The organism is Paraburkholderia sp., from assembly GCF_035501035.1.
In the GTDB taxonomy this organism is placed as follows: Bacteria; Pseudomonadota; Gammaproteobacteria; order Burkholderiales; family Burkholderiaceae; genus Paraburkholderia.
This window is the reverse complement of the sequence record NZ_DATJWR010000421.1, coordinates 1-20,175: the sequence shown is the minus strand read 5'-3', so window position 1 is coordinate 20,175 and position 20,175 is coordinate 1. Positions and strand designations below refer to the sequence as shown.

Annotated in this window: 22 protein-coding genes and 1 pseudogene; 9 read left to right on the top strand and 14 right to left on the bottom strand. The window is 62.1% G+C overall.

The window, feature by feature from the left end; translation table 11 throughout:
* Positions 1-31: 31 nt before the first annotated feature.
* The 6 genes and pseudogenes from VMJ11_RS30090 to VMJ11_RS30065 all read right to left on the bottom strand — a co-directional run.
* Positions 32-1,225, bottom strand: coding sequence for a succinylglutamate desuccinylase/aspartoacylase family protein (locus tag VMJ11_RS30090; RefSeq protein ID WP_325624469.1), 1,194 nt, complete (start codon positions 1,223-1,225; stop codon positions 32-34).
* 179 nt (positions 1,226-1,404) lie between these two features.
* Positions 1,405-2,142: a BON domain-containing protein gene (locus VMJ11_RS30085; RefSeq protein ID WP_325624468.1), complete on the bottom strand. Its 738-nt coding sequence runs from the start codon at positions 2,140-2,142 to the stop codon at positions 1,405-1,407.
* Positions 2,143-2,490: 348 nt separating this feature from the next.
* Positions 2,491-3,021 carry an OmpA family protein gene (locus VMJ11_RS30080; protein ID WP_325624466.1) on the bottom strand — a complete coding sequence of 177 codons (531 nt, stop codon included), beginning with the start codon at positions 3,019-3,021 and terminating at the stop codon, positions 2,491-2,493.
* An 82-nt stretch (positions 3,022-3,103) separates the two neighbouring features.
* Positions 3,104-4,372, bottom strand: coding sequence for a diguanylate cyclase domain-containing protein (locus VMJ11_RS30075; protein ID WP_325624465.1), 1,269 nt, complete (start codon positions 4,370-4,372; stop codon positions 3,104-3,106).
* A complete protein-coding gene (locus VMJ11_RS30070) occupies positions 4,369-5,067 on the bottom strand; it encodes a YfiR family protein (protein ID WP_325624511.1) in 699 nt (232 codons plus the stop codon). Before VMJ11_RS30070 ends, VMJ11_RS30075 begins: the two co-directional genes overlap by 4 nt.
* Positions 5,068-5,264: 197 nt before the next feature.
* Positions 5,265-5,636 (bottom strand): annotated as a pseudogene (locus tag VMJ11_RS30065) (LysR substrate-binding domain-containing protein); the annotation flags it as partial.
* Between the two features lie 175 nt (positions 5,637-5,811).
* Between VMJ11_RS30065 and VMJ11_RS30060 the strand changes: the two are divergent.
* A complete protein-coding gene (locus tag VMJ11_RS30060) occupies positions 5,812-6,279 on the top strand; it encodes a YaiI/YqxD family protein (RefSeq protein WP_325624463.1) in 468 nt (155 codons plus the stop codon).
* 40 nt (positions 6,280-6,319) lie between these two features.
* Here the strand turns inward: VMJ11_RS30060 and VMJ11_RS30055 are convergent, their stop codons facing one another.
* The 3 genes from VMJ11_RS30055 to VMJ11_RS30045 all read right to left on the bottom strand — a co-directional run bounded on the left by VMJ11_RS30055 (position 6,320) and on the right by VMJ11_RS30045 (position 8,258).
* A complete protein-coding gene (locus tag VMJ11_RS30055) occupies positions 6,320-6,970 on the bottom strand; it encodes a hypothetical protein (RefSeq protein WP_325624461.1) in 651 nt (216 codons plus the stop codon).
* 288 nt (positions 6,971-7,258) lie between these two features.
* Complete coding sequence (locus VMJ11_RS30050; RefSeq protein WP_325624460.1) at positions 7,259-7,975, bottom strand: GNAT family N-acetyltransferase; 717 nt, start codon at positions 7,973-7,975, stop codon at positions 7,259-7,261.
* 106 nt (positions 7,976-8,081) lie between these two features.
* Complete coding sequence (locus VMJ11_RS30045) at positions 8,082-8,258, bottom strand: hypothetical protein (RefSeq protein WP_325624458.1); 177 nt, start codon at positions 8,256-8,258, stop codon at positions 8,082-8,084.
* Between VMJ11_RS30045 and VMJ11_RS30040 the strand changes: the two genes are divergently transcribed.
* The 5 genes from VMJ11_RS30040 to VMJ11_RS30020 all read left to right on the top strand — a co-directional run bounded on the left by VMJ11_RS30040 (position 8,239) and on the right by VMJ11_RS30020 (position 12,615).
* On the top strand, positions 8,239-8,691 hold the full coding sequence (locus VMJ11_RS30040; RefSeq protein WP_325624457.1) for a hypothetical protein: 453 nt from the start codon (positions 8,239-8,241) through the stop codon (positions 8,689-8,691). The genes VMJ11_RS30045 and VMJ11_RS30040 overlap by 20 nt on opposite strands.
* A 17-nt stretch (positions 8,692-8,708) precedes the next feature.
* Positions 8,709-8,864, top strand: a complete 156-nt coding sequence (locus tag VMJ11_RS30035; protein ID WP_325624455.1) for a hypothetical protein — start codon at positions 8,709-8,711, stop codon at positions 8,862-8,864.
* A 67-nt stretch (positions 8,865-8,931) separates the two neighbouring features.
* Positions 8,932-10,443 (top strand): transglycosylase SLT domain-containing protein, encoded by a 1,512-nt coding sequence (locus VMJ11_RS30030; RefSeq protein WP_414694512.1) that lies wholly within the window; start codon positions 8,932-8,934, stop codon positions 10,441-10,443.
* A 202-nt stretch (positions 10,444-10,645) separates the two neighbouring features.
* Complete coding sequence (locus tag VMJ11_RS30025) at positions 10,646-11,137, top strand: DUF305 domain-containing protein (protein ID WP_325624453.1); 492 nt, start codon at positions 10,646-10,648, stop codon at positions 11,135-11,137.
* On the top strand, positions 11,137-12,615 hold the full coding sequence (locus VMJ11_RS30020; RefSeq protein WP_325624452.1) for a YncE family protein: 1,479 nt from the start codon (positions 11,137-11,139) through the stop codon (positions 12,613-12,615). The genes VMJ11_RS30025 and VMJ11_RS30020 overlap by 1 nt, the downstream gene beginning before the upstream one ends.
* Positions 12,616-12,739: 124 nt before the next feature.
* Here VMJ11_RS30020 and VMJ11_RS30015 read toward each other — a convergent pair whose 3' ends face one another.
* From VMJ11_RS30015 to VMJ11_RS30000, 4 genes are all read right to left on the bottom strand, one after another.
* Positions 12,740-13,765, bottom strand: a complete 1,026-nt coding sequence (locus VMJ11_RS30015) for an LLM class flavin-dependent oxidoreductase (protein ID WP_325624450.1) — start codon at positions 13,763-13,765, stop codon at positions 12,740-12,742.
* Between the two features lie 108 nt (positions 13,766-13,873).
* Positions 13,874-14,470, bottom strand: a complete 597-nt coding sequence (locus VMJ11_RS30010) for an FMN-dependent NADH-azoreductase (protein WP_325624449.1) — start codon at positions 14,468-14,470, stop codon at positions 13,874-13,876.
* 269 nt (positions 14,471-14,739) lie between these two features.
* Positions 14,740-15,621: a LysR family transcriptional regulator gene (locus tag VMJ11_RS30005; RefSeq protein ID WP_325624447.1), complete on the bottom strand. Its 882-nt coding sequence runs from the start codon at positions 15,619-15,621 to the stop codon at positions 14,740-14,742.
* A 725-nt stretch (positions 15,622-16,346) separates the two neighbouring features.
* The gene (locus VMJ11_RS30000) at positions 16,347-16,814 is read right to left on the bottom strand and encodes a CBS domain-containing protein (RefSeq protein WP_325624446.1); all 468 of its coding nucleotides are present in this window, start codon (positions 16,812-16,814) and stop codon (positions 16,347-16,349) included.
* A gap of 381 nt (positions 16,815-17,195) precedes the next feature.
* On the opposite strand from VMJ11_RS30000, the gene VMJ11_RS29995 reads away from it, so the two are divergent.
* The 3 genes from VMJ11_RS29995 (at position 17,196) to VMJ11_RS29985 (ending at position 19,543) form a co-directional block, all read left to right on the top strand.
* Complete coding sequence (locus tag VMJ11_RS29995; protein ID WP_414694507.1) at positions 17,196-18,128, top strand: hypothetical protein; 933 nt, start codon at positions 17,196-17,198, stop codon at positions 18,126-18,128.
* Between the two features lie 85 nt (positions 18,129-18,213).
* Positions 18,214-18,915: a VC0807 family protein gene (locus VMJ11_RS29990; protein ID WP_325624445.1), complete on the top strand. Its 702-nt coding sequence runs from the start codon at positions 18,214-18,216 to the stop codon at positions 18,913-18,915.
* A gap of 199 nt (positions 18,916-19,114) precedes the next feature.
* Complete coding sequence (locus VMJ11_RS29985) at positions 19,115-19,543, top strand: hypothetical protein (RefSeq protein WP_325624444.1); 429 nt, start codon at positions 19,115-19,117, stop codon at positions 19,541-19,543.
* 168 nt (positions 19,544-19,711) lie between these two features.
* Here the strand turns inward: VMJ11_RS29985 and VMJ11_RS29980 are convergent.
* Positions 19,712-20,175: DUF2252 family protein (locus VMJ11_RS29980; protein WP_325624442.1), on the bottom strand; the 464-nt coding region annotated here is incomplete at its 5' end.

Below are 20,175 nucleotides of genomic sequence, written 5' to 3'. Positions count from 1 at the left end.
CAACCCTGGTAAGCGCCCCAACGCCCCCGCGTCATTCGGAGTAGTCCTCCGGATTCTCTCTGGCCGGGCTCTGATAAAGAATCATCACGACAGGAATGCGAGGCTCTGCGGTGGCGTCGGTCCGGCGCCCCGTCACCTCGCCCGCAACCTCGCTCGTGTACTGCGCGACCACTTCGCCAAACGCGTTGCGCTGGATCGCCACCTTCTGCCCCACTCTTACCTTTTCATTTAGCTTAACTAATAGTTCGATGAATCCGCCATGCGTCGTCAAGATCGAATGCGCGCTATTGCCGACAAAGATGCCAACATCCTTGCCGGTGCGTCCCATTGGGCCGGGAACGACGTTATAGCGCTTGAGCACGTTCATCGTGCCTTCTACGAACAATGGAATCATGTCGAGATCGAACACGCGCGCGGAGCCGATCTCCGGCGTGATCGCCGGAATCCCCACATTGATGAACGCATTTGCGAGCAGCGTGGGATATGCCGGGTTGTCGAAGATCTGCGTGATGGGATAAAGCTCCGCCATCGCCCGTGCCTCCGGCAGCTCCATTCTGGCCAGATTGAACGAGGTCAGGTCCATGCCGGTCGTGCCCGTATGAAAGTCGATGGCGTAGTCGGCATTCGGCCGCAACAGCCCGTTGAACAGCAGGCCCGCATGCCGGCTCGGTGCGCTTGCGCCATTCTCGTTGCCCGGCCATTCGCGGTTGATGTCGATGAGGTCGATGCCCCTTCCGGAATTCGGCCATCTGCGCTCCATCGCTTCGAGCGCGGGGCGCGATACGTCAAGCACCGCCAGCACCGTGCCCGACATCTGCGCCGGGTCGAGCTGGCTTATCACGGTTTGTATCGTATGCACGGGGCTCATTTCGTCGCCATGCACGCCGCTGACCAGCGCGACGCGCTTGCCCGGCTTCGCACCGCGAACGACGATGACCGAAACATACCAGTGCTGTCCCGTCGGCATTTGCACGCCCTGAAAATAGAACATATGCTTCTTGCCGCGTTCCAGGTCTTCGACGTCGAGCGCGCTGATGACTTTCTTTCCCTGGATCACATCGCCGGTGTAGACCGTCCCTTGTCGGCCACCGGCGGGCGTCGCATTCGTGCCCTGGGCATTCACGGCCCCGCCTTGCGTGACCAATGCGGACGTTGCGCCGACCAACGCAACGGCTGTCTTGATGAAGTCGCGACGAGCGACGCCATCTTTCGATTCGTTCTGCATGGTGGGGAGCTCCTTACGCTAGTTGCGGAGATCAACCAGACGCGCTCACCGGGCACCGGGAAACACGTTGCTTTTCCCGAGCGCGTCGAATGCAGCCACGCTGACCATCGTCGTTGCAGGTTCCGTTGAATCGCGACGTGGAGGCAATCTTCGTCAGGTCTGGACATGCCCCAAAACGGTCAGGCTCGCACCTCGATCCGGTTGACCACGCCGGCAACTGTGTCCAGACACCACGCATCCATCTCTGCCTGTCGCCTCTCCGCTTCAGTCGCCACGCATCCCGCAAGCGTAATCCGCTTGTCCTCTACATTGATGGTGATTTGCCCAGCGTGCACGCGAGGATCGGATTCGAGCACGAGAGCGAGGGCCTCGCAGATCTCTTCGTCGCCATCCGCTTCAGCGGGCACCAACTCCAGCAGATTCACCACGTCCCGGCATCCGCCGACCCACCACGCGATCGCACTCGCGAGTCGTCGATGCGACAGGCTGATCACCTGGCCCGTCAAGGTGACGACGCCATCTTCAACATTGACCTCCACAACGCCCGCGCCCTCGTCGCCGGCCTGGTCCATGGTGCCCCGCAACATTTCGAGCTGGCCTTTCGCGCGCGCACAAATCACGCAGTTGCGGTATTCGATCGTCTGCAAAAACCGTTCGCAGATCCGCGTGCGCAGCTCGCCGTCCCCGAGAGGCTGCGCAACGCTGACGCGCAACCTGTCGATGAGCGCTTCGCCGCCGCTGTGAGCCCGGGTCAGTTGAATCAGCCGTTTCTTCGAAGCGACGTCAGGCACCTCGCCTGTCACAGTCAAGGCACCACTCTCGAGGCTGATATGAATGGGGCCGTTGTGGAGCTTCAGGTGCGACTCGCGCTCGAACGCTGCCATCACCTGCCTGAGGATCGCATCGGTGTGTTGCATGATCTGCCTCGCGCAAAGGGGGACGAAGCAGCACCCTCCCTGCCTCGCGGCCCAAAACTTGTCGCGCGAGGCGGTTGCTGCCCAGTTCATTATAGGTATTGCGCCCTTCCTTCCTCGCATGCGGATTACGCGTGCGCGATCGCCAATCGATTGATTTCGCCCGGGCGGCCCGCGACGGCTCGAATTTGACGAATGACGACAAGTCCAATCAGGATATTTTTTGCATTCCGAACAATTGTTTGCTAATCGGCGAGGTGCATCGATTTTGTGCCAGCCTCACGCAGCCTGACGGGCCTCCCAGAATTCGCCTTCCGCAATATTTTTCAAATACCTGAGAAGCCAGCCGGCTCAGCGCGGAGAGATGACAATCGCGACCCGGCGGTTTTGCTGGCGCCCGGCTTCGGTGCGGTTGTCTCCCACCGGGTCGCGCTTGCCTTTCCCGATGATCTCGACGCGCCCAGCAGGAAGTCCTGCGTCGATGAGTTCGAGCGCCACGACCTCGGCACGTCGTCTGGACAACTCAAAGTCGTAGGCGCTCGGGCCCTGCCCGTCGGTGTAGCCATAGACGCGCACGCCGTTGATCCCCGCCGACGCAAGCGTGTGGCCAATGCGCTCGACAATCCGGCGAACGTCGGGCTTGAGGTTGTAGCGGTCGAAGTCGAACAGAATGGGGCCGGTCAAGCCGAACTCGAAACCCTGATCGGTCTCCTCGAATCCGGCCGACGTGAGTGCCTGGACCTGCGTCTGCGTCAAACCGCGGTAAAGCGGCGGCGGAGGCGGAGGCGGCGGCGTCTTGCAGCCCGCAAGCAGCATACACAGCAGCAGTGCGCTTCCGATGCCCATTCGCCAGAAACTTGCAGGAGACGGGTATTTCTTCATCGTATGCTCCTCGAGCGCGCCGGCTTTGCGCGCGCTGTTTAGAATTCCTGCGACGGCCCGGCTGCCAGGCCGTGCCATCACGTCAAGCCGGTCCGGCGACACCTTCGGCAAACTGCCACGAGCCCGGCCGCGCGCGCTTGGCCTGGTACATCGCAGCATCTGCGGCGCGCAGCAAGCCGCTCGCGTCGCATGCGTGATCGGGATACAGCGCAATCCCGATGCTCATCATGGTGGCCACCGTGCGGCCATCGGACAAGGCGATCGGCGGCGCCATGCTCGACAGTATCTCCTCGGCGATACGGGCGGCACTGGCCAGGTCGCGCATCGGCGCCAGCATCACGGCGAATTCGTCGCCGCCGAGGCGTGCCACCAGATCGACCTCGCGCAACTGCGTGCGCAACCGCGCCGCAATGGCGATCAGCACCGCGTCGCCGGCGTCATGGCCAAGGCAGTCGTTGATCTCCTTGAAACGGTCACAGTCGAGATAGAGGACGGCGACCCGCTGCTGCGCCACCACGGCCTCGCCGAGGGCGCGCATGAGGCGAGCCTCGAACTGCCAACGGTTTGGCAGTCCAGTGAGCGCGTCGTGGGTTGCCTTGTGTTCAAGCGACGCGTTTTCGTGGCGCAGAGTGTCTTGCCAGTCTTCGAATTCGTCGAGCAATGCGTTGAAGTCGTCCCCGAGCTCGTTCAGTTCGGCGATCGCAGCGGGCGCGACGCGCCGCTCGAATGCGCGCTCGCGCCGCACTGCGTGTGCGACGCCGGCCAGCGCGCGCAACGGAGCGACGATGTTGCGCAGCACGCGTTTTGAGCTGACATAAGCGCCAAGCACGCTAACGGCGAGGCAGGCCAGGATGCCGCCAACGCCGCCGAGCAGGAAGCCGAAGAACTGGTGCCCCTGGCCACGCACTTCGACGTAACCGACGACGATGCCGTCGTGCACCACCCGTGCGGTCACGGGCCCAGGCAGCGCGATGTCGGCGACCGCCCGCTCGAGCCTCGCAATCGAACGGGTGGCTGGCAACTGCCATGCCGCGAACGGCTGGCCCCTGCTATCCGTGACGATGATCTCCGCCACGTCCTCTTCTTTGGCGATCAACTCGATAGCCTGGGTCGCCGCGATGCGGTCGCCGAACACCAACGCCGCCTCGACCGTATAGCCAAGCGAGCGGGCCAGCAGGTTCAGGTTGTTGCCGGCATAGGCACGCAATGCGATCACGGCGACCATGATCAACGACACCGCGGCCATTGTGACGGCGACGAACGCCAGACGCAGGTGCGCGCGCTGCAATACGCTTTGCAGCGTCGGGCGCGGCGTGCGCACAGGGGAAACACGGGGTGCGCGCTGTGTCATGGCGTCACCGGCCGCCGCGCGAGACTGAGTACATTCGGGTGGACTCGCACGCCGCTGCGCGCCACGGCATCGAGATTGATGTCAAACGTGACTCGTTCGCCGTCGACATTGAGGCAGAACATGCTGCCCGCGGTGCAGGACGGATCGTGTTCCGCGATGGTCAGGACCGGATGCCCAGCCACGGCGGTGTTGACCCGCTCTCTTTCAGCGTCGCTCAGGCCGCCGAGATAGACGACCTCGCAGGCTGCGCCGAGTGCGGAATCATCAAAGGGGACACGCTGCACCTCGAGCGGCGTCGAGCCAGCCTGCAGCGTGTCGACGAGGCCCTGCGCGTAGTCGGGCCGGCCCGTCACGCACAGGTGCAGGCGGCCGGGCGGCGTCGGCCAGCGCGTAAAGCTGATGATGCCGAGCACGACCCGGCGTACGGCCGCGTCACTTGGCGAAGTGGCAGGATCGGTGCCGCTCGCGGTGGTGACGGCGCCCACCGTATTGGCTGTGTCGACCGAATTGACGGGTGTGCCGGCGAGCGCGGCCGGTGCGGCAGCCAGCGCGCAAGCCACTGCGAGCAAGGCATGGCGAAGCACGGCCGACCAGCCGGGCCGGCCAGACGTCGCCAGCGCGGCGATCGCCGCCGCGCCCCTTTGCGTCATTGCAGCCGGACGACAGGCGGCCGCCGCGCGCACGCTTGCATGCATGATGAAACACTGGTTCGCGTCGATCCGGGCGCTGCCTTCCGGCGCCCGCAATTGCGGGCCGGCAACGGGTTATGCGCAGAAATATGCATCTTAGGCACAAAGTCGCACGATCAACCAGTCGAAAACACCCGACATCGCGAGGCGTGATCCGGCGCGAGCACGATCGCGCAACCCGGCGATTGTGTCCTCGCGCGGCGTCATTGGCCGCGCGCTGCGGTGGTTGAGGGCGAAAGCGGCGACCTGTGCCGGCTGAAGCACTCGACCGGACAATCGATGAACGCGCGGGCGCGCGCCGGCTGAATCCGCTTGTTGGGCTAGTAGACGAACAGGTCGGCCGAAGGTTGCACGTATTCGGGCAGCGCGACGCGCAAGCGCCCGCTTTCCCGAAACTTCGCGATATCCCATTCGGAACGCAGCAGGATGCCGTGACCATCGAGCGCCCAGCTCGGCACGATATCGCCGTCGTTGCTCGAAAGCATGCCGTGAACCTTCACGGCATGCGGTTCGCCTTCGCGCTCGAGGCGCCAGACGCCGTACGCACTCTCATTCTGGCGACGAACGATGGTTCGCCGTAGGCCTCGATGCCGCGCAATGACGCGCACGATGCGTGCTGCGGCGACAGTGCCAATCCATGCGCGCGACGCCGTGGCTCTCCGTGGCATTGCATAGCATCGGCCCGAGCCACCGCAAGAACAGCGTCGACCTTGAGATATGATCGCGGTTTAACGTAGTGGAACCGCCTTCATGCAAGTGCTAGTCGATGCGGACGCTTGTCCCGCCGTCATCAAGGACATGTTGTTTCGGGCCGCGCGGCGTGCCGAGGTACAGGTGACGCTGGTCGCAAACCAGTATTTGCGCACGCCGCCCTCTCCCTTCATCCGGTCGATCCAGGTGCCAGCGGGCTTCGACGTGGCCGATGCTCGCATCATTGAACTGGCCGCGACGGGCGACCTCGTGATTACGGCGGACATACCGCTCGCCGCCGCTGTGCTCGACAAGGGCGCCCACGCGCTCGATCCGCGCGGAAACTGGTTTACGCGTGAAAATATCCAGGAACGCCTGACGCTGCGTGACGTGATGGATCAACTGCGCAGCGCTGGCGTCGAAACGGGCGGCCCGGCGCCATTCGGCACACGCGACAGCAAGGCATTTGCAAGCCAGCTCGATCGGTTCCTCGCACGTCACGGCACCGCGCCTCGCGCAAACGGTTGAGACCCGCGGGCGCCGGCGCCGATCAGGGAGCACCTGTCAATCAACTGTCAGGTGGCCGCGCGGGCACCATCCGCCAGCCGCCGTTGCAGGACTGTACGTACGGGTAGTAAGCCTGCGCCGCGTCGCAGTAGTACCAGAAGCCGGGATCCGGTGCGCCGCCGCCCCCCTGGTCATACGTATTGGCGCCGGCGCCCGGGTCGAACATGTTGGTGCCGCCAGCTTGCGTCGGCCCCTGCTCGATGTACTGCGTGGGTTGCGACATGTCGTAGGACACGTACGGGTAGTAGACGCTGGCGAAATATGGCGGGAAGTAGTACGGATAAAGCGGATAGCCGTAGACAAAACCCGGGCCGTAGTAGAAACCGACGCTCGCCGCGCCGCAACAGCCGTAATAACCGTAGTAGCCGTGGTAGCCGTGGTAGTAACCGCCGTAACGCCAGCCGTAATAGCCGCCGTGGTAGTACCCACCGTGGTAGCCGCCGCCGTAGTAGCCACCGTGGTAACCGCCGTTCCAGCTGCCGCCGTGGTTGTAGCTGTAGCCGCCGTAGCCACCGCCATAACCACCACTGTAGCCGCCGCCACCGCCGCCGCCGTGATACCAGCCGCCACCACCTCTACCCGCAATGGCTGCGGCGCTTACGCAGAGCGCCACGATCAAGAGCAGCAGCCGCCAGAATCCACGCCTTCTCATGATGTTCACCTTGACGGCTTGCGCATCGTCCGGCGCGGCGCGCGGTCCGCGTCAGCCGGACCCGGATGAAGCCTCGCTGCCTTGGCGGGGCCGAATCCGGGCGCGTTGCCTGGCCTCATAGATCAGTTTAGGCGTCAGAGCGACATTTTTCCTCTCCACCATTTCAAAGGCGCCGGTTGGCCCTTCCAGGCCGGCAAGCCGCGATCGGCAAGGTAGTCTGCGGACAAGATTCCGCTCCTCTGGTCCGCAAAGGTTCAACTGTGGGCGTGCCCCCCTCTGCCATCGCTGTCAGTCCGCTGCGGCGCCAAGCACCATGAGATGCATCTGGCGCCGCTCGACGAAACCCAGCCTCCGGTAGAGCGCGATGGCGCCGTGATTCGACGTGAGAACGTGCAGGAAGGGCGTTTCGGCGCGCGCGCGAATGCCCGCGATCAGCAGCTTCATCAGGCCGGCCGCGTGGCCTTGACCTCGAAACTCGGGATCCACGCAGACCGCGCTGATTTCCGTGTAGCCATCGAGCCTCATGCGTTCGCCGGCCATCGCGGCCAGCTTGCCCGCCTTGCGCACACCAAGGTATTCGCCCAGTTCGATGGTGCGCGGCCCAAAGGGCCCGGGCTCCGTTGCCGTGGCGAGCGCAACCATGTCCGGCACGTCGGCAACGCCAAGCCGGACGTGCTCGCATGCGGGCGTCGAGTCGGGCTCGCCTTGCCAGAGCATCTGGAGCAGCGTCACATGCCTGAGGACGGAGAACCCCGCAGGAAGCGCGATCTCCCCCGGCGTGACCAGGGCCACCGGCCGCTGCGGTTCGATCAGCGCGCGCAAGGCAGCGAAGGATTCTGCGTCCTCCCCGGCCAGAGCCGCAAAGGGCGCAATGGCTGCGGGGAACCGCCGCGCCCGTTCATCGCCAATCGCAAAGCGGCGCTGCTGGGTGGTGAGCGCGTTCCATACGACTGCGTCGAGCGGATGCGCACCGCCCGGCGTCCTGCTTGCTGCTGCTTCAGACATCGTCTGCTCCTGCGTTGAGGGGATCTGTCGCGGAGGATAGACGGAAATCGCCCCGGCAAATAGCTTCGCAAATGACATTATTCGAATCATTTGCGCCAGGCAGTATTCAGAAGGTGTGGTGCAGGCCGGCCATGACGCCCTGCTGCGTGGAGCCGGCGGCCGCGCTCCACGTGCCGATCAGCTGCGTCACGCCGCCGAAGAACATCTCGCGCGACGAGAACGGGTTGAAGCCGAGGCGCGAACCGCTCGTCGTCCGCGACGGCGTGAACGACGTGCTCGCCATCAAGGCCGGCGCGACGAGCGTCGCCATTGGCGGGCGCGGTGTGGATATCGCGGTTGCGGCGGCGGACGTCGTGCTGCTCGGCGACGACCTGCGCCGCCTGCCCGCGTGCATCAAGCTGGGCCGCCGCTGCCGCCGTACCGCCACGCTGAACGCCCACGTGACCTGGACCGCCGCGGCCACCGCCGTCGCGGCGCTCGGTCTGCGCGGCGCGGTGTGGATTGCGGTGCTGCACAACGTCGGCACATTCATCGTCCTCGCCAACGCCAGGAGATTGCGCGCCTGGCCGAACCCGGCTTCGTGCACGGGCCGTCCCCCGAGGAACGGATGGAACCGCCCAAGGGCAGGCAAGGGACATCAGCGAGTGGTACGCCGCAGCAGCGCAGCGGCTAAGCTTCGATTGAGTGCAGCGCAAACGACGCGCGAGCAACGATAGATAACGTAAGGATTCCTATGAAAACTCGCCCTTTCCTGATGCTCGTCACCGTTGCACGTTCCATTGGCGCGACGCTCGCAGCCGAATCCGCCAGCAACGCCTCATTCCTGCAGGCGCTGAGCGCACCACGAACCGTCAATCCGCGGTTCCCGATCGTCACGCCGCGCCGCTAGCCGGTCGTGCTCCGCACAGGACGCGCATCGCCATCGGGAGGTCATCGTGAAACTGTTCGTACGATTAATCGTCACCTGCGCGCTCACGTGGTGCGCGACCTGGGTGCCGGAGAAGTCCATCGCGGCGCAGCCGGCCGCACCGGTGCCCGCAAGCGCCGCCGCCGGCTCCGCGCCCCCGGCGCACAAGCCCACTGCGTCGCCGCCCGTGCGCCGGCTCAGCCTCGTCAACAAGCCATGGACCGGCGACTTCGACGCGATGCTCAATCGCCACATGATTCGCTTTCTCGTACCGTACAGCCGGACGCTCTATTTCGTCGACAAGGGCCGCGAGCGCGGCCTTGCCGCCGAAACGGCCCGTGACTTCGAACGCTATGTGAACAAGAAGTACGCAGCACAGCTGCAGAAGCGCCCGCTCACGGTATTCCTGATCCCCACCACGCGCGACAAGCTGCTCACGAACCTGAACGCGGGCCTTGGTGATATCTCGGCGGGAAACCTCACCGCCACCGACGATCGCCTGAAGATCGTCGATTTCATCGCGCCGCGCGATCTCAAACCCGTGCGCGAGCTGGTGATCACCGGACCCAAATCGCCGACCCTCGCCACCATCGACGACCTCGCGGGCAAGGAGGTCTTCGTGCGCCGGTCATCCAGCTACTACGAGAGCCTTACCGCGCTCAACGAACGCTTTCGCAAGGACGGCAAGCCGCCCATGAAGCTCTCCATGCTGCCCGACGCTCTCGAAGACGAAGACGCGATGGAGATGGTCAATGCGGGTTTGCTGGGCGTGATTGTCGTGGACGACTGGAAAGCGCGCCTGTGGGCCCAGGTACTGCCGAAGCTCAAGGTTCACGACGATCTCGCGGTAAGCGGCGAGGGCTACATAGGCTGGGCGATCCGCAAGAACAGCCCGCAACTGCAGGCCGCGCTGAACGACTTCTACGTCAACTACCTGAAGAAGCAGGGCGTGTACGAGTACCGCCTTGCGCAGTACATGAAGAAGATCAAGCAGATCCGCAACAACGCGAACGAAGCCGAACGCAAGCGCTTCGATGAGACGCTCGCGCTCTTCCGGCAATACGGTGCGCAATATGGTTTCGATCCGCTCATGCTCGCGGCGCAGGGCTTTCAGGAATCGCAACTCAATCAGGCGGCGCGCAGCCATGTCGGGGCGATCGGCATCATGCAGTTGATGCCTGCAACCGGCAAGGAAATGGGCGTGGGCAGCATCACGGCGACCGAATCCAACATTCATGCGGGCGCGAAATACATGAACACGTTGATGACGAAATACTTCCCGGACGCCCACTTCAGTACGAACGACCGTTCGCTCTTCGCGTTCGCGAGCTACAACGCCGGCCCCGCCAATATCGCGAAGATGCGTGCACTCGCCGCGCAAGGCGGACTCGATCCCAACCTGTGGTTCAACAACGTCGAGATCGTCGTGGCCGAGAAAATCGGCATGGAGACGACCACCTACGTGCGCAACATCTACAAGTATTATGCGGCTTACAAACTCATCACCGACGCTCAGGCCGCGCGCAACAAGGCCATGCAGAGCATGCCGAAGGGCTCTTGATACGAGCCACCTTCAGGAGAGTGACACGAGCGCGCACATGTGACCCGTTCGGGCTTCGTCCCCGGCCACCAGCGTATGGCGTGGTCTATTCGGCAACTGTGCGCACAGACGCTCCGGAGAAAAAGCATGGCATCCGGAATATCCTCGCGCCCGTTGGGTTCACTGCAATGAGGCCCATGTCAACCATAACGGGAGAATCACCGTGTGCACCCCGATTCCACGTACCGCGCCAATGATCCTGGGCGTTCTCGTTGCCCTCGTGATCTCTGCACCTTTCGAACTGCCCGCATACGCTGCGGGCTTGCAGGCCACGGCTTCCGAGGAAGCACGCTTTCTGGCGGAGAACGATACCGCCATGACGACGATGATGAACGGCATGACCGTGAAGCCCACGGGGGACGTTGATCGCGATTTCGTCTCGATGATGGTGCCCCACCACCAGGGCGCCATCGACATGGCGCAGGCCGAACTGCGTTACGGGCACAACGAACAATTACGCCGCATCGCGCAAGAGATCGTGGTCGAACAACAGCAGGAAATCGTCGCAATGCGAAACGCGATCGGGCAGCCATTGCCGCCCTCCGCGCCCGCTCCGGATCAGCAGCAACCGGCTTCCCCGGCCGCCCGCGACCAATCGGGCTCCCACCACGACATGCCGATGGCCATGCCGAAACTTATGCAAGAGGATCAGTGATGGACCGCACATCGATTCTTGCCGTCGCGTTGTCGGCGGCCGCGCTGGCCGTGGCGCACTACGCCTGGGCCGGGCAGGCCCCCGGATCGCTGTCCGATCCGGACGTTCGGGTGAGCCACCACGATCGCGTCTACGCTGCCGAGCAGTTTTCGAACACAGTGTCGGTGATCGATCCTGCCGACAACAAGCTGGTGGGTCTGATTCGCCTGGGCGACCCCTCGCCGACCAACTTCAGTCCGCTGTACAAAGGGCAGTTGCTCGTGCACGGCATGGGCTACTCACCGGATCATCGTACGCTAGCGGTGGTCTCCATCGGATCGAACTCGGTGTCGTTCATCGACACGCAGACGAACACGGTCAAGCATGTCACTTACGTTGGCCGCTCCCCTCACGAGGCTTTCTTCACGCCTGATGGAAAGGAAGTCTGGGTAACCGTGCGCGGCGAAAACTATGTCGCGGTACTCGACGGGACGACGTACGAGGAGAAAGCGCGCATCACAGTCCCAGCCGGGCCCGGCATGCAGATTTTCTCGCCTGACGGCAAGTATGGCTACGTCTGCTCGTCTTTCAACCCGGAGACCGAGGTGATTTCCGTGGCGGACCACAAGATCGTCGGCGCGGTCTCGCAGGCAAGCCCCTTCTGCCCGGACATCGCCGCGACGCCCGACGGCAAGCAGATCTGGTTCACGCTCAAGGATGTGGGCAAGGTCCAGGTGTTCGATGCGAGACCACCGTTCGCGCTATTGAAGACACTCGACACGGGCCCGATTACCAACCATGTGAACATCGTGCATAACGCCAACGGCATGTTCGCGTACGTGACGGTGGGCGGGCTGAATGTCGTCAAGGTGTTCCGCACGAGTGACTTCTCGCAGGTCGCGACCGTGCCGGTCGGCAACCTGCCACATGGACTGTGGCCATCCGGCGACGGCAGCCGGATCTACGTCGGTCTCGAGAATGCCGATGCGATGACGGCGATCGATACATCGACCAACAAAGTCATCGCAACCGTGCCGATCGGGCAAGCGCCGCAAGCGGTCACCTATGTGCCCAATGCCGTGCCGGAAGGTGACGGCACGCAGAACCTCCAGCCCCTCGGCCTCGCCGGGCAGACCACCCACATTGTGATGGTGCCGGCGGCGCCGGGCCAGTCGACAAGCGCCGCGAATGCACCGACGACTGTCGCGTTGTTCGACCAGGGCCTCGTGCAGGTCCTCCAGGCCGCCGTCACCGGCCTGCAACCGAAACACCCCTATGCGCTGGGCCTGGCCGACAATCCCGACGGCACCGGCAACGTGCAGGTCCTCGCGAACTTCATGACCAACCCGGCGGGCTCCGCGATCGTCAACGCGCTCGGCCAGATTCGTCAACTGGTCACGCCAGGTGTGAGCACCTCCGGTGACAGGCGCCGCTACCTCGTGATCGCGCCGCTGGCGTCGGGCAACCCCGGGGCTCCGGTTCAGGTGCAATCGCCATAAACGGGTCTCATGACAGCCGGAACGTTCGTCTGACTCGATTGGCGGAAGAACTGCCCGGCGCATGCAGTCAAGGGCAACGGAGGTTGCAACCCTGCGGCATGCACGCACACGCTCCCAAAGCCGGCTAAAGCTTGCGAATATGAGGAACGACTCTTTCCGCGAGTAGCTCGATCATCCCCGCAACCTTGTTGAATGGCATTCCGCCGATATCGATTTGTGCGACGAACCTGTCCATCCCGGTCAATTCATGAAGCAGGGAAATCTTGTCGATAATTTCCGCAGGACTTCCGACGAATGGTCCGCTGCTTTGCGTGATTGATCGATTGAAATCCTCGCGCGAGATTCGAGGTCCGGGGGATCTTGCTGGCGTCGAATCGATCCAGTACTGGCTATAGTAGGGATAAAAGTCGTCGCGCGCCGCCTGTGACGACTCGGCGATGTGAAGATGTCCGTTGATGGCGAATCGCAGCGTCTGGGCATGCCCGGCCTGCTGCGCGGCAGCGCGATAGAGCGCCGCGAGCTGCCCCGCGTTTCGATAAGGACCGCCAAGCACGGCGAGCGCCATCGGCAAGCCCAGACGGCCGGCACGCACGACGCTTTCCGGAGAGCCGCCCACTCCGATCCACACCGGAATCGTGGGTTGCAGGGCACGCGGCGCAATCTCCGCGTCATTCAGCGGTGGCCGGAAGCGCCCCTTCCAGGTTACGCGCCCGGACTTGTTCAACAGCTCGAAGAGTGCGAGATTCTCTTCGAACAATGCATCGTAATCCTGAATGTCATAGCCAAACAGAGAGAATGGCTCGCGAAAAACCCCGCGCCCCGCAATGATTTCGGCGCGACCTCCGGAGACCAGATCGAGCGTTGCGAATTCCTCATAGACCCGCACGGGATCTGCCGTGCTGAGAACGGTAACGGCACTGCTCAAACGAATTTTGCTTGTCTTGGCGGCGATTGCAGCCAGAACGACGGTGGGAACCGACACCGCAAAATCGAGCCGGTGATGTTCTCCAACCCCAAAGAGGTCGAGGCCCGCCTGCTCCGCGATTCTCGCCGCCTCAATGATCTCGTTGATCCGTGTACGCGCATCTACGCGTTGTCCGTCTTTTCCAACCGACGACAAATCTGAAAGCGTATAAAGTCCAATCTGCATCTCGTATCCTTGCCAATCCACTGCCCGACAAAAACGCCTGGTTGTACGAAACCAATGTTGTCGCGATCTGGCGTAGCAATCCGCAGTACTAACCCTGCCAACTGCTGCTTAAGCCGCGACGATTGCCGCGCGTGCGCCAGCGAGCGAAGCGCTAGCCGCCTCCGGTCCCATGGCGAGACCTTCGGCGTAGATGAAGTTCACGTCGGTCATGCCGAGGAAGCCGAGGAACGTGCGCAGATACGTCGTTTGGGTGTCGTGCGGCGTCCCGACATACGCGCCGCCACGGGCCGTAACGATGAAAACCTTTTTGCCCGTCACGAAACCTTCCGCACCGTCGGCCGTGTACTGGAACGAGATGCCTGCGCGAGCAATAAAGTCGAAGTAGGTCTTCAACTGTGAAGAGATACCGAAGTTGTACATCGGTGCGCCGATCACAATGATGTCGGCTGCTTGCAGTTCGGCGATCAGCGCCTCACTACGTGCCGAGATAGCCGCTTGTTCCGGGGTTCGCTGGTCTGCGGGCGTGAAGAACGCGCCAAGGATCGAATCGTCGAGGTGCGGTAGCGGCTCAGCTTGCAGATTACGGACGACAATGCGCGCGCCCGGGTTCGATTGCTGCAGCTTCTCCGTCAGCTCGTTGAGGAGCAGCGTTGAAGTGGCGCCTTGCGAACGGGCTGCCGAGTTGATTTGGAGGATCGTGGTCATGACAAGATGGATATCTGATTAAAGAATGGCCCATTTGTCGAGCACCCGACCCTGGGGCACGATGCCCGCTCCGTTCAGATCGAGTGAGTTCGACACGGCTTCTCTGGGACGGCCGATCACGCGAGTTCACAGGCTACCCATGTCCGGCGTGTAGCGGTAGAGCCGGGTCGGGCGACTCTGTGTCGCCGAACTGGCAACGCCACTGGCAGGTTGAATCCGCATCGTCAACTAGACGACCCAGACGCAGGATCTGGGTCATGACCGATACCTTACGAACGGCTTTGACCGCCGAAATGTTCGATCAGCATCTCGATGAGCACGCGCACCTTGCGGGGTGGATGCGCGCCGGGAGGGCGTACAACGTAAATTCCCGATTCCTGAACGGGGAAATTGCGCATGATCGGAATAAGCGAACCAGAGGCTACATGGTCGTCTGTTAGAAAATCGGGAAGCGCCGTAATACCTAGCCCGGCAACAGCGGCAGCGACAAGCGCCTGGCCGTTATTGGCGGTGAATCGCCCACGCGGATTGACCGTAACGACCGTGTTGCCGTCCATGAACCTCCATGTCTCGTCATGCTGGAAAATCGCTTCGTGGTTCGCAATCTCGTCAGGCGTTCGGGGTTCCCCATATGTTCCAATATATGCCGGGCTGGCCACCAGCTTTCCAGAGATGGGACCGATGCGGCGCGCGATCAAATTGGAGTCCGCGAGATGGCCTATGCGGATCGCCGCGTCGAATCCATCGTTCACCACATCGACGAAATGATCGCTGAAGGCGGTATGAAGCTGAAGAAGCGGATGTTGTCTCGCCAGATCGGCGAGTAACGGCGCGAGGTGGGTCGCGCCGAACGACACGGGTGCCGCGATCCTGAGGCGTCCGCGCAGTTCTCCAGCGGGAAGGATCGTTTCTCGCGCAAGATCGAGGTCGCTGCAGATCCGTGCTGCGTATTCACGAAAGGTGGCTCCGGCTTCCGTTAGCGCAGCCCCTCGCGTGGTACGCGACATGAGTTGAGCGCCCAGCTCGCTCTCCAGCCGCGCGAGTCTGCGACTGACGACTGATTTCGACAGGCCCAGTCGCTTGGCCGCCTGCGTAAGACCGCCTGCGTCGGCCACTTCAACGAAAGTTTGCAGGTCCTCAATATCGATCATTCCAATGCTCGTGTTTCTGCTCAAAAGGCCCTGCGTCCCAAATGGTGCCGACGCGGCGCTCCCGCGGTGCGCCATCTCGCCCCGAAAAATCCGAAGCCCCCCAACGCGCAGTGTGAAGCGCGAACCACGACGATGGCGCCAAGTTTATGCCGAAGCCGATACGGGACCCGCGGTCTGTCCGCTCGCGAGCATCAATTGCGTCAGTTCTGCGTGTGCCGTCTCGATCTCAGCCTCGACCTTGGGAATCAGGTAAGCTCGATGCGGTTGCGCTGACAATGGAATTCGACGCTCCCCTGCGCGCAGATGCATGGGACGTGGCCCCCGCGCTCATACCGAATCCGGCCCCCGCTGCAAGGGTTGCCGACTCTATCTCCATGATCCCTGGAATCACGATTGTCGTTCAGTTGTGTGACGGTGACCCGGGCTTTGTGCTCGTGCGCCGTTACAACGCCTTCGGCAAAACAGCGCCCATCGCGAATGGCTCTTTCAGTCGCATGGTTAGATGCTTCGTAGTCCAGATCACCGAGTGATAAGCCACATGACTCGCGCTATCTGGCACTGCGGCGATGCTCAGCGAAAATCCCATCGCCACGCACCACGCGAGTCTAGATCTTGCATGCTGCCGCCGAAGCGCCGAGTGCAATGGTTTTGGGACATTGATGGCCGGTTTTGGGCCATCACGGCGAAATTCTGGGGCCGCCCGCTCCAGGGTTTCCTGCGAATGCTCAGTAGGCGCCGCCGGTATCGACGCTCAGGTAGAGCATGTCATGTTCAAGAATGCTGATGAAACGTTCGTCCTCCTGGATTAGCTCCTCGAGGACGTCACTGTTGGAGAGCACACCGATAACCCGTCCAGAGTCGATGACCGGAAGATGCCGGATCCGCCTGGTATGCATCAATGCCAGACACTGGTCACATGTGTGCTCAGGCGTGACGTAAAACACCTGGGTGGTCATGATCTCGCCAACCTTTGTCTCGGCGGCGCTGCGGCCGGCCAGTTCGACCTTGCGAGCGTAGTCGCGCTGGGACAGGATGCCGACGAGATTGCTGCTTTGCAGCACCAGTACGGTGGTGACATCTTTGTCGGCCATCAGACGCAGCGCCGCAAGCACTGCGTCGTCGGGACCGACCGAGATCACCTCCCGAGCGTTCCCGGACAAAATCTGCCGAGCCGTCTTTCTCTCCTTTTTCATGGTCGCCTCCAGTAAAGGAACGGTTTATGCGCACGCCAGCATCATCGATCCGCTGCGTGCGCAGAACCTGCGTTGTCATCGAGCGAAACATCGGCCACTTTGTTCGACGTGCGCTCTTTGCCTGCCTATCTTTCAATCGTGGTCAAATTCAAGTGTAGTCCGTATCGCGTGCGTCAAACCAGTCCGGCCTCATCGCCGCCTGGAGCGGCACCGGCTAGCGGCGCACGGCTTCTCTTGCTCGATTCCTGCAGATTGCACGTGACCGGCGATCACGGATATACAAGCCACACTGCCGCCTGCAAGAATGCGGGAGTCACGGAGGTGCCACGATCAGATCCGCACGCGTTGCACTGCAACCTGAGCCAAAGCAGGAGGAGGACCATGAGCAGGCTTCCCAGACCCCTAGCAGGCAGCCGATGGGCGCGGCTGTGGCGGATAGTCGTGATGGCGGCGATGTTCTGTTCGCTGTGCCAGAGCGCCTTCGCGCAAGCGGACGACAGGGCGGCAAGCCTGCGCGACAAATATCAGAGCCTGACGCAGCAGCTCGCGCAAAACCAGTTTCAGCGACCGCTGTACCTCGAATCGCAGGAGTTGCCATCGGCGCTCAGTGGCGACATTTACGGTGTCGTGAAGTATCCTTTCGCGCTGGTCAACGACACGCTCAACCACCCGACTCAAGGCCCTGCCAACTGGTGCGACGTGTTGATCCTGCACCTGAACATCAAGTACTGCCATGCCTCGACTAGCGCCAACGGTACGGTTCTCGCCGTGAATATCGGCAAGAAAACCGAGGAATCGCTGTCTTCGTCATACCGTGTGCAATTCAACTATCACCCGGCAGCGAGCACGTCGGACTATTTTCGCGTCGAGCTCTCCGCCGCCACAGGTCCGCTGAGCACGAAAGACTACCGAATCGTGCTTGAAGCGATACCCGTGGGCGATAACCGCACCTTTATCCATCTGACTTACGCCTACGGTTACGGCACGGCGGGGCGCCTTGCAATGAAAGCTTATCTGGCGACGATCGGGAGCGACAAGGTTGGCTTTTCCACCACCCGCGATCCGTCGACGAACGAGACGCAATACATAGGCGGCGTGCGCGGCCTGGTGGAACGCAACACGATGCGCTACTACCTCGCCATCGAAGCCTATCTTGGCGCGCTTTCCAGCCCGCCCAACGGCCGCCTCGACAAACGCCTCACTGACTGGTTCAGCGCGACCGAGCAGTATCCGCGGCAATTGCATGAGGTCAGCCGCGCCGACTACATGCAAATGAAGCATAACGAGTATCAACGTCAGCAGAGCGCGCAGTAGTCCGCGCAGCAGGCGCGGCAACATCAATTCTCTTCCGGCCCCGTCAGCGCCTATACTCAATCCACAGCTCTCCGGAAAGAAATCGATGAACGATCCAGACCGGTCGCTTTGCCGAGGCGCCGGGTCCGGGTCGGAGACATTCACGATGATCCCTTCAGCTAGATATGCGCTCGCACTCGTCGTCAATGCCGCACTGCCCACGCTTGCCTATCGGTTAGCACTCCCACATTACGGCCTGCTCGGCGCGTTGATCGCATCGAGCGTCCCCGTGCTCGTATGGATGGCTATCGATCTGGGGCTATTCCGGCACTTCGACGCCTTGAGCGCGCTCGTGCTCGCGAGCATCGCCATGTCGCTCGTTGTGCTCGCCTCTGAACCCGGACGATGGCTACGTGAGGCGCGTGATCCCCTGGTGAGCGGCGTCATTGGCATGCTCTTCGTTCTTTCGCTTCTTCTGGAGAAGCCAATCGGCTTCTATCTTGCCAGGTCGACGCTCGCCCGCGAGCATCTGGGGAAGGAACGGGAATTCGACTCGAGGTGGCACACTCGCCCTGCCCTTGTGAGGTCCATTCGATTGATGACTGCCGTATGGGGTATTGGGCTCATCGGCGAAAACGCTATCCGGCTCTGGATAACGGAGGGCATGGCCGGCGACAATGCCCAACAACTCTCCACGTTCATCAGATACGCGACGTATGCCGCTCTGACGGCATGGTCGATCGTCTATCGGCACATGTACATCAAACGGCAGGACCGCTATGAGCGTGGGCGCTACCCGCTCGTGTGACGCGTAAAACGTCCCTCCGGACGCGAACGCGCACCAATCCGGAATTCGCTTCGCGTACCCGTTACATTACGCACAGCGAGCACGACATCCAGCCTTCCAGGCGCCTGCGAACGACACACAGTTGAAGCCGGCATGCCATGCGCGCGCCGCGACCTGCAAATGGTGCCCAAAGGGGCAGCGTCAATGACCGGAGTGGACCATGAGCTCGGTGACGGAAAAGATCTGGGAAGAATTCAAAAAGGTGCTTCCGCCTACGATATTCTTCTTCATCATTCTTCACATCATCGCGCTGATCCGGTCGCTGATGGTCAGGGAAACCGGCATCACGCCGCCCACCTCGGCCTCGGTGTTGATCGCGTCCCTCATACTCGGCAAGTCCGTCCTGATTGCCGACATGCTGCCCTTCATCAATCGCTTTCCCAACAAGCCACTCGTCTGGAACGTCTCCTGGAAGACACTGATGTACGCGCTCGTCGAACCTTGGCCCGATTTTGCGGGCTTCTTTTTCCCAATCGCCACCATCATGCGGAGCATGAAATCATCCGGGTCCGGGTCGAAGGCGGCATGCTGCGGATGGCGTACACCCCGTTCGAGCGCTTACTTCTCTTGCGAAAACCACTTCCCATAGATTCTCTCGTAGGTTCCGTCCTCGTACATGGAAAGCAGTGCCTCGTTGATCGACTTGCGCAACGGAATTCCGTTGGCCACGGCGATTCCATATCTCTCGGGTCTGAATATCGGCCCGACGACCACAAGCGCGCCGGTGCCAAACTTTCCAGCCCAATACTTGACATCTTCATCGCCTCTCTTTGCTCGCCTGCGCCGCTTCCGCGGCGGCATCAACGCCTGGCATGGCCAGCAGAAGTGCGAGGACGCCCAGAGCAACGAGTCGTTGAATTAGCACAACGGTAACTTCGGCTCCTGAGAAATACGAGTGGCCATGCGCCGCCAAATCTGCGGCCATGTCTTCGTCGCTGCGCGCCTCCAGTTTTCCGGACCGACATGCCTGCATGAAAGTCTTGCAATCCGTCTCGTTCTGGGCGGCTCTTGCCTCCTTGACTTGCAGGAACAGCGGCTTTCCCTGGCCGTCGATAAACAGCATGACAAGACAAAATGTGCCGACGCTCCCCACTCCGACGACCTTGAAGGCTATATCCTGAAGTTCGTATTGCCGAAGCAAAATGCGCCGGTCGGAGGAAAGCGTGGTCAGATATCCGTTGAACGCCTTGGCAAGCTTCCCCTGCCACGCTGGCGTGTTGG

Coding starts and splice junctions, on each gene's coding strand:
- VMJ11_RS30050 (WP_325624460.1), bottom strand. CDS start 7,975: ATGTCTGAAGCAGCAGCAAGCAGGACGCCGGGCGGTGCGCATCCGCTC.
- VMJ11_RS30090 (WP_325624469.1), bottom strand. CDS start 1,225: ATGCAGAACGAATCGAAAGATGGCGTCGCTCGTCGCGACTTCATCAAG.
- VMJ11_RS30070 (WP_325624511.1), bottom strand. CDS start 5,067: ATGCATGCAAGCGTGCGCGCGGCGGCCGCCTGTCGTCCGGCTGCAATG.
- VMJ11_RS30015 (WP_325624450.1), bottom strand. CDS start 13,765: ATGCAGATTGGACTTTATACGCTTTCAGATTTGTCGTCGGTTGGAAAA.
- VMJ11_RS30020 (WP_325624452.1), top strand. CDS start 11,137: ATGGACCGCACATCGATTCTTGCCGTCGCGTTGTCGGCGGCCGCGCTG.
- VMJ11_RS30005 (WP_325624447.1), bottom strand. CDS start 15,621: ATGATCGATATTGAGGACCTGCAAACTTTCGTTGAAGTGGCCGACGCA.
- VMJ11_RS30000 (WP_325624446.1), bottom strand. CDS start 16,814: ATGAAAAAGGAGAGAAAGACGGCTCGGCAGATTTTGTCCGGGAACGCT.
- VMJ11_RS29990 (WP_325624445.1), top strand. CDS start 18,214: ATGAACGATCCAGACCGGTCGCTTTGCCGAGGCGCCGGGTCCGGGTCG.
- VMJ11_RS30035 (WP_325624455.1), top strand. CDS start 8,709: ATGAAAACTCGCCCTTTCCTGATGCTCGTCACCGTTGCACGTTCCATT.
- VMJ11_RS30045 (WP_325624458.1), bottom strand. CDS start 8,258: ATGGCGAGCACGTCGTTCACGCCGTCGCGGACGACGAGCGGTTCGCGC.
- VMJ11_RS30075 (WP_325624465.1), bottom strand. CDS start 4,372: ATGACACAGCGCGCACCCCGTGTTTCCCCTGTGCGCACGCCGCGCCCG.
- VMJ11_RS30010 (WP_325624449.1), bottom strand. CDS start 14,470: ATGACCACGATCCTCCAAATCAACTCGGCAGCCCGTTCGCAAGGCGCC.
- VMJ11_RS30085 (WP_325624468.1), bottom strand. CDS start 2,142: ATGCAACACACCGATGCGATCCTCAGGCAGGTGATGGCAGCGTTCGAG.
- VMJ11_RS30060 (WP_325624463.1), top strand. CDS start 5,812: ATGCAAGTGCTAGTCGATGCGGACGCTTGTCCCGCCGTCATCAAGGAC.
- VMJ11_RS29995 (WP_414694507.1), top strand. CDS start 17,196: ATGAGCAGGCTTCCCAGACCCCTAGCAGGCAGCCGATGGGCGCGGCTG.
- VMJ11_RS30055 (WP_325624461.1), bottom strand. CDS start 6,970: ATGAGAAGGCGTGGATTCTGGCGGCTGCTGCTCTTGATCGTGGCGCTC.
- VMJ11_RS30080 (WP_325624466.1), bottom strand. CDS start 3,021: ATGAAGAAATACCCGTCTCCTGCAAGTTTCTGGCGAATGGGCATCGGA.
- VMJ11_RS29985 (WP_325624444.1), top strand. CDS start 19,115: ATGAGCTCGGTGACGGAAAAGATCTGGGAAGAATTCAAAAAGGTGCTT.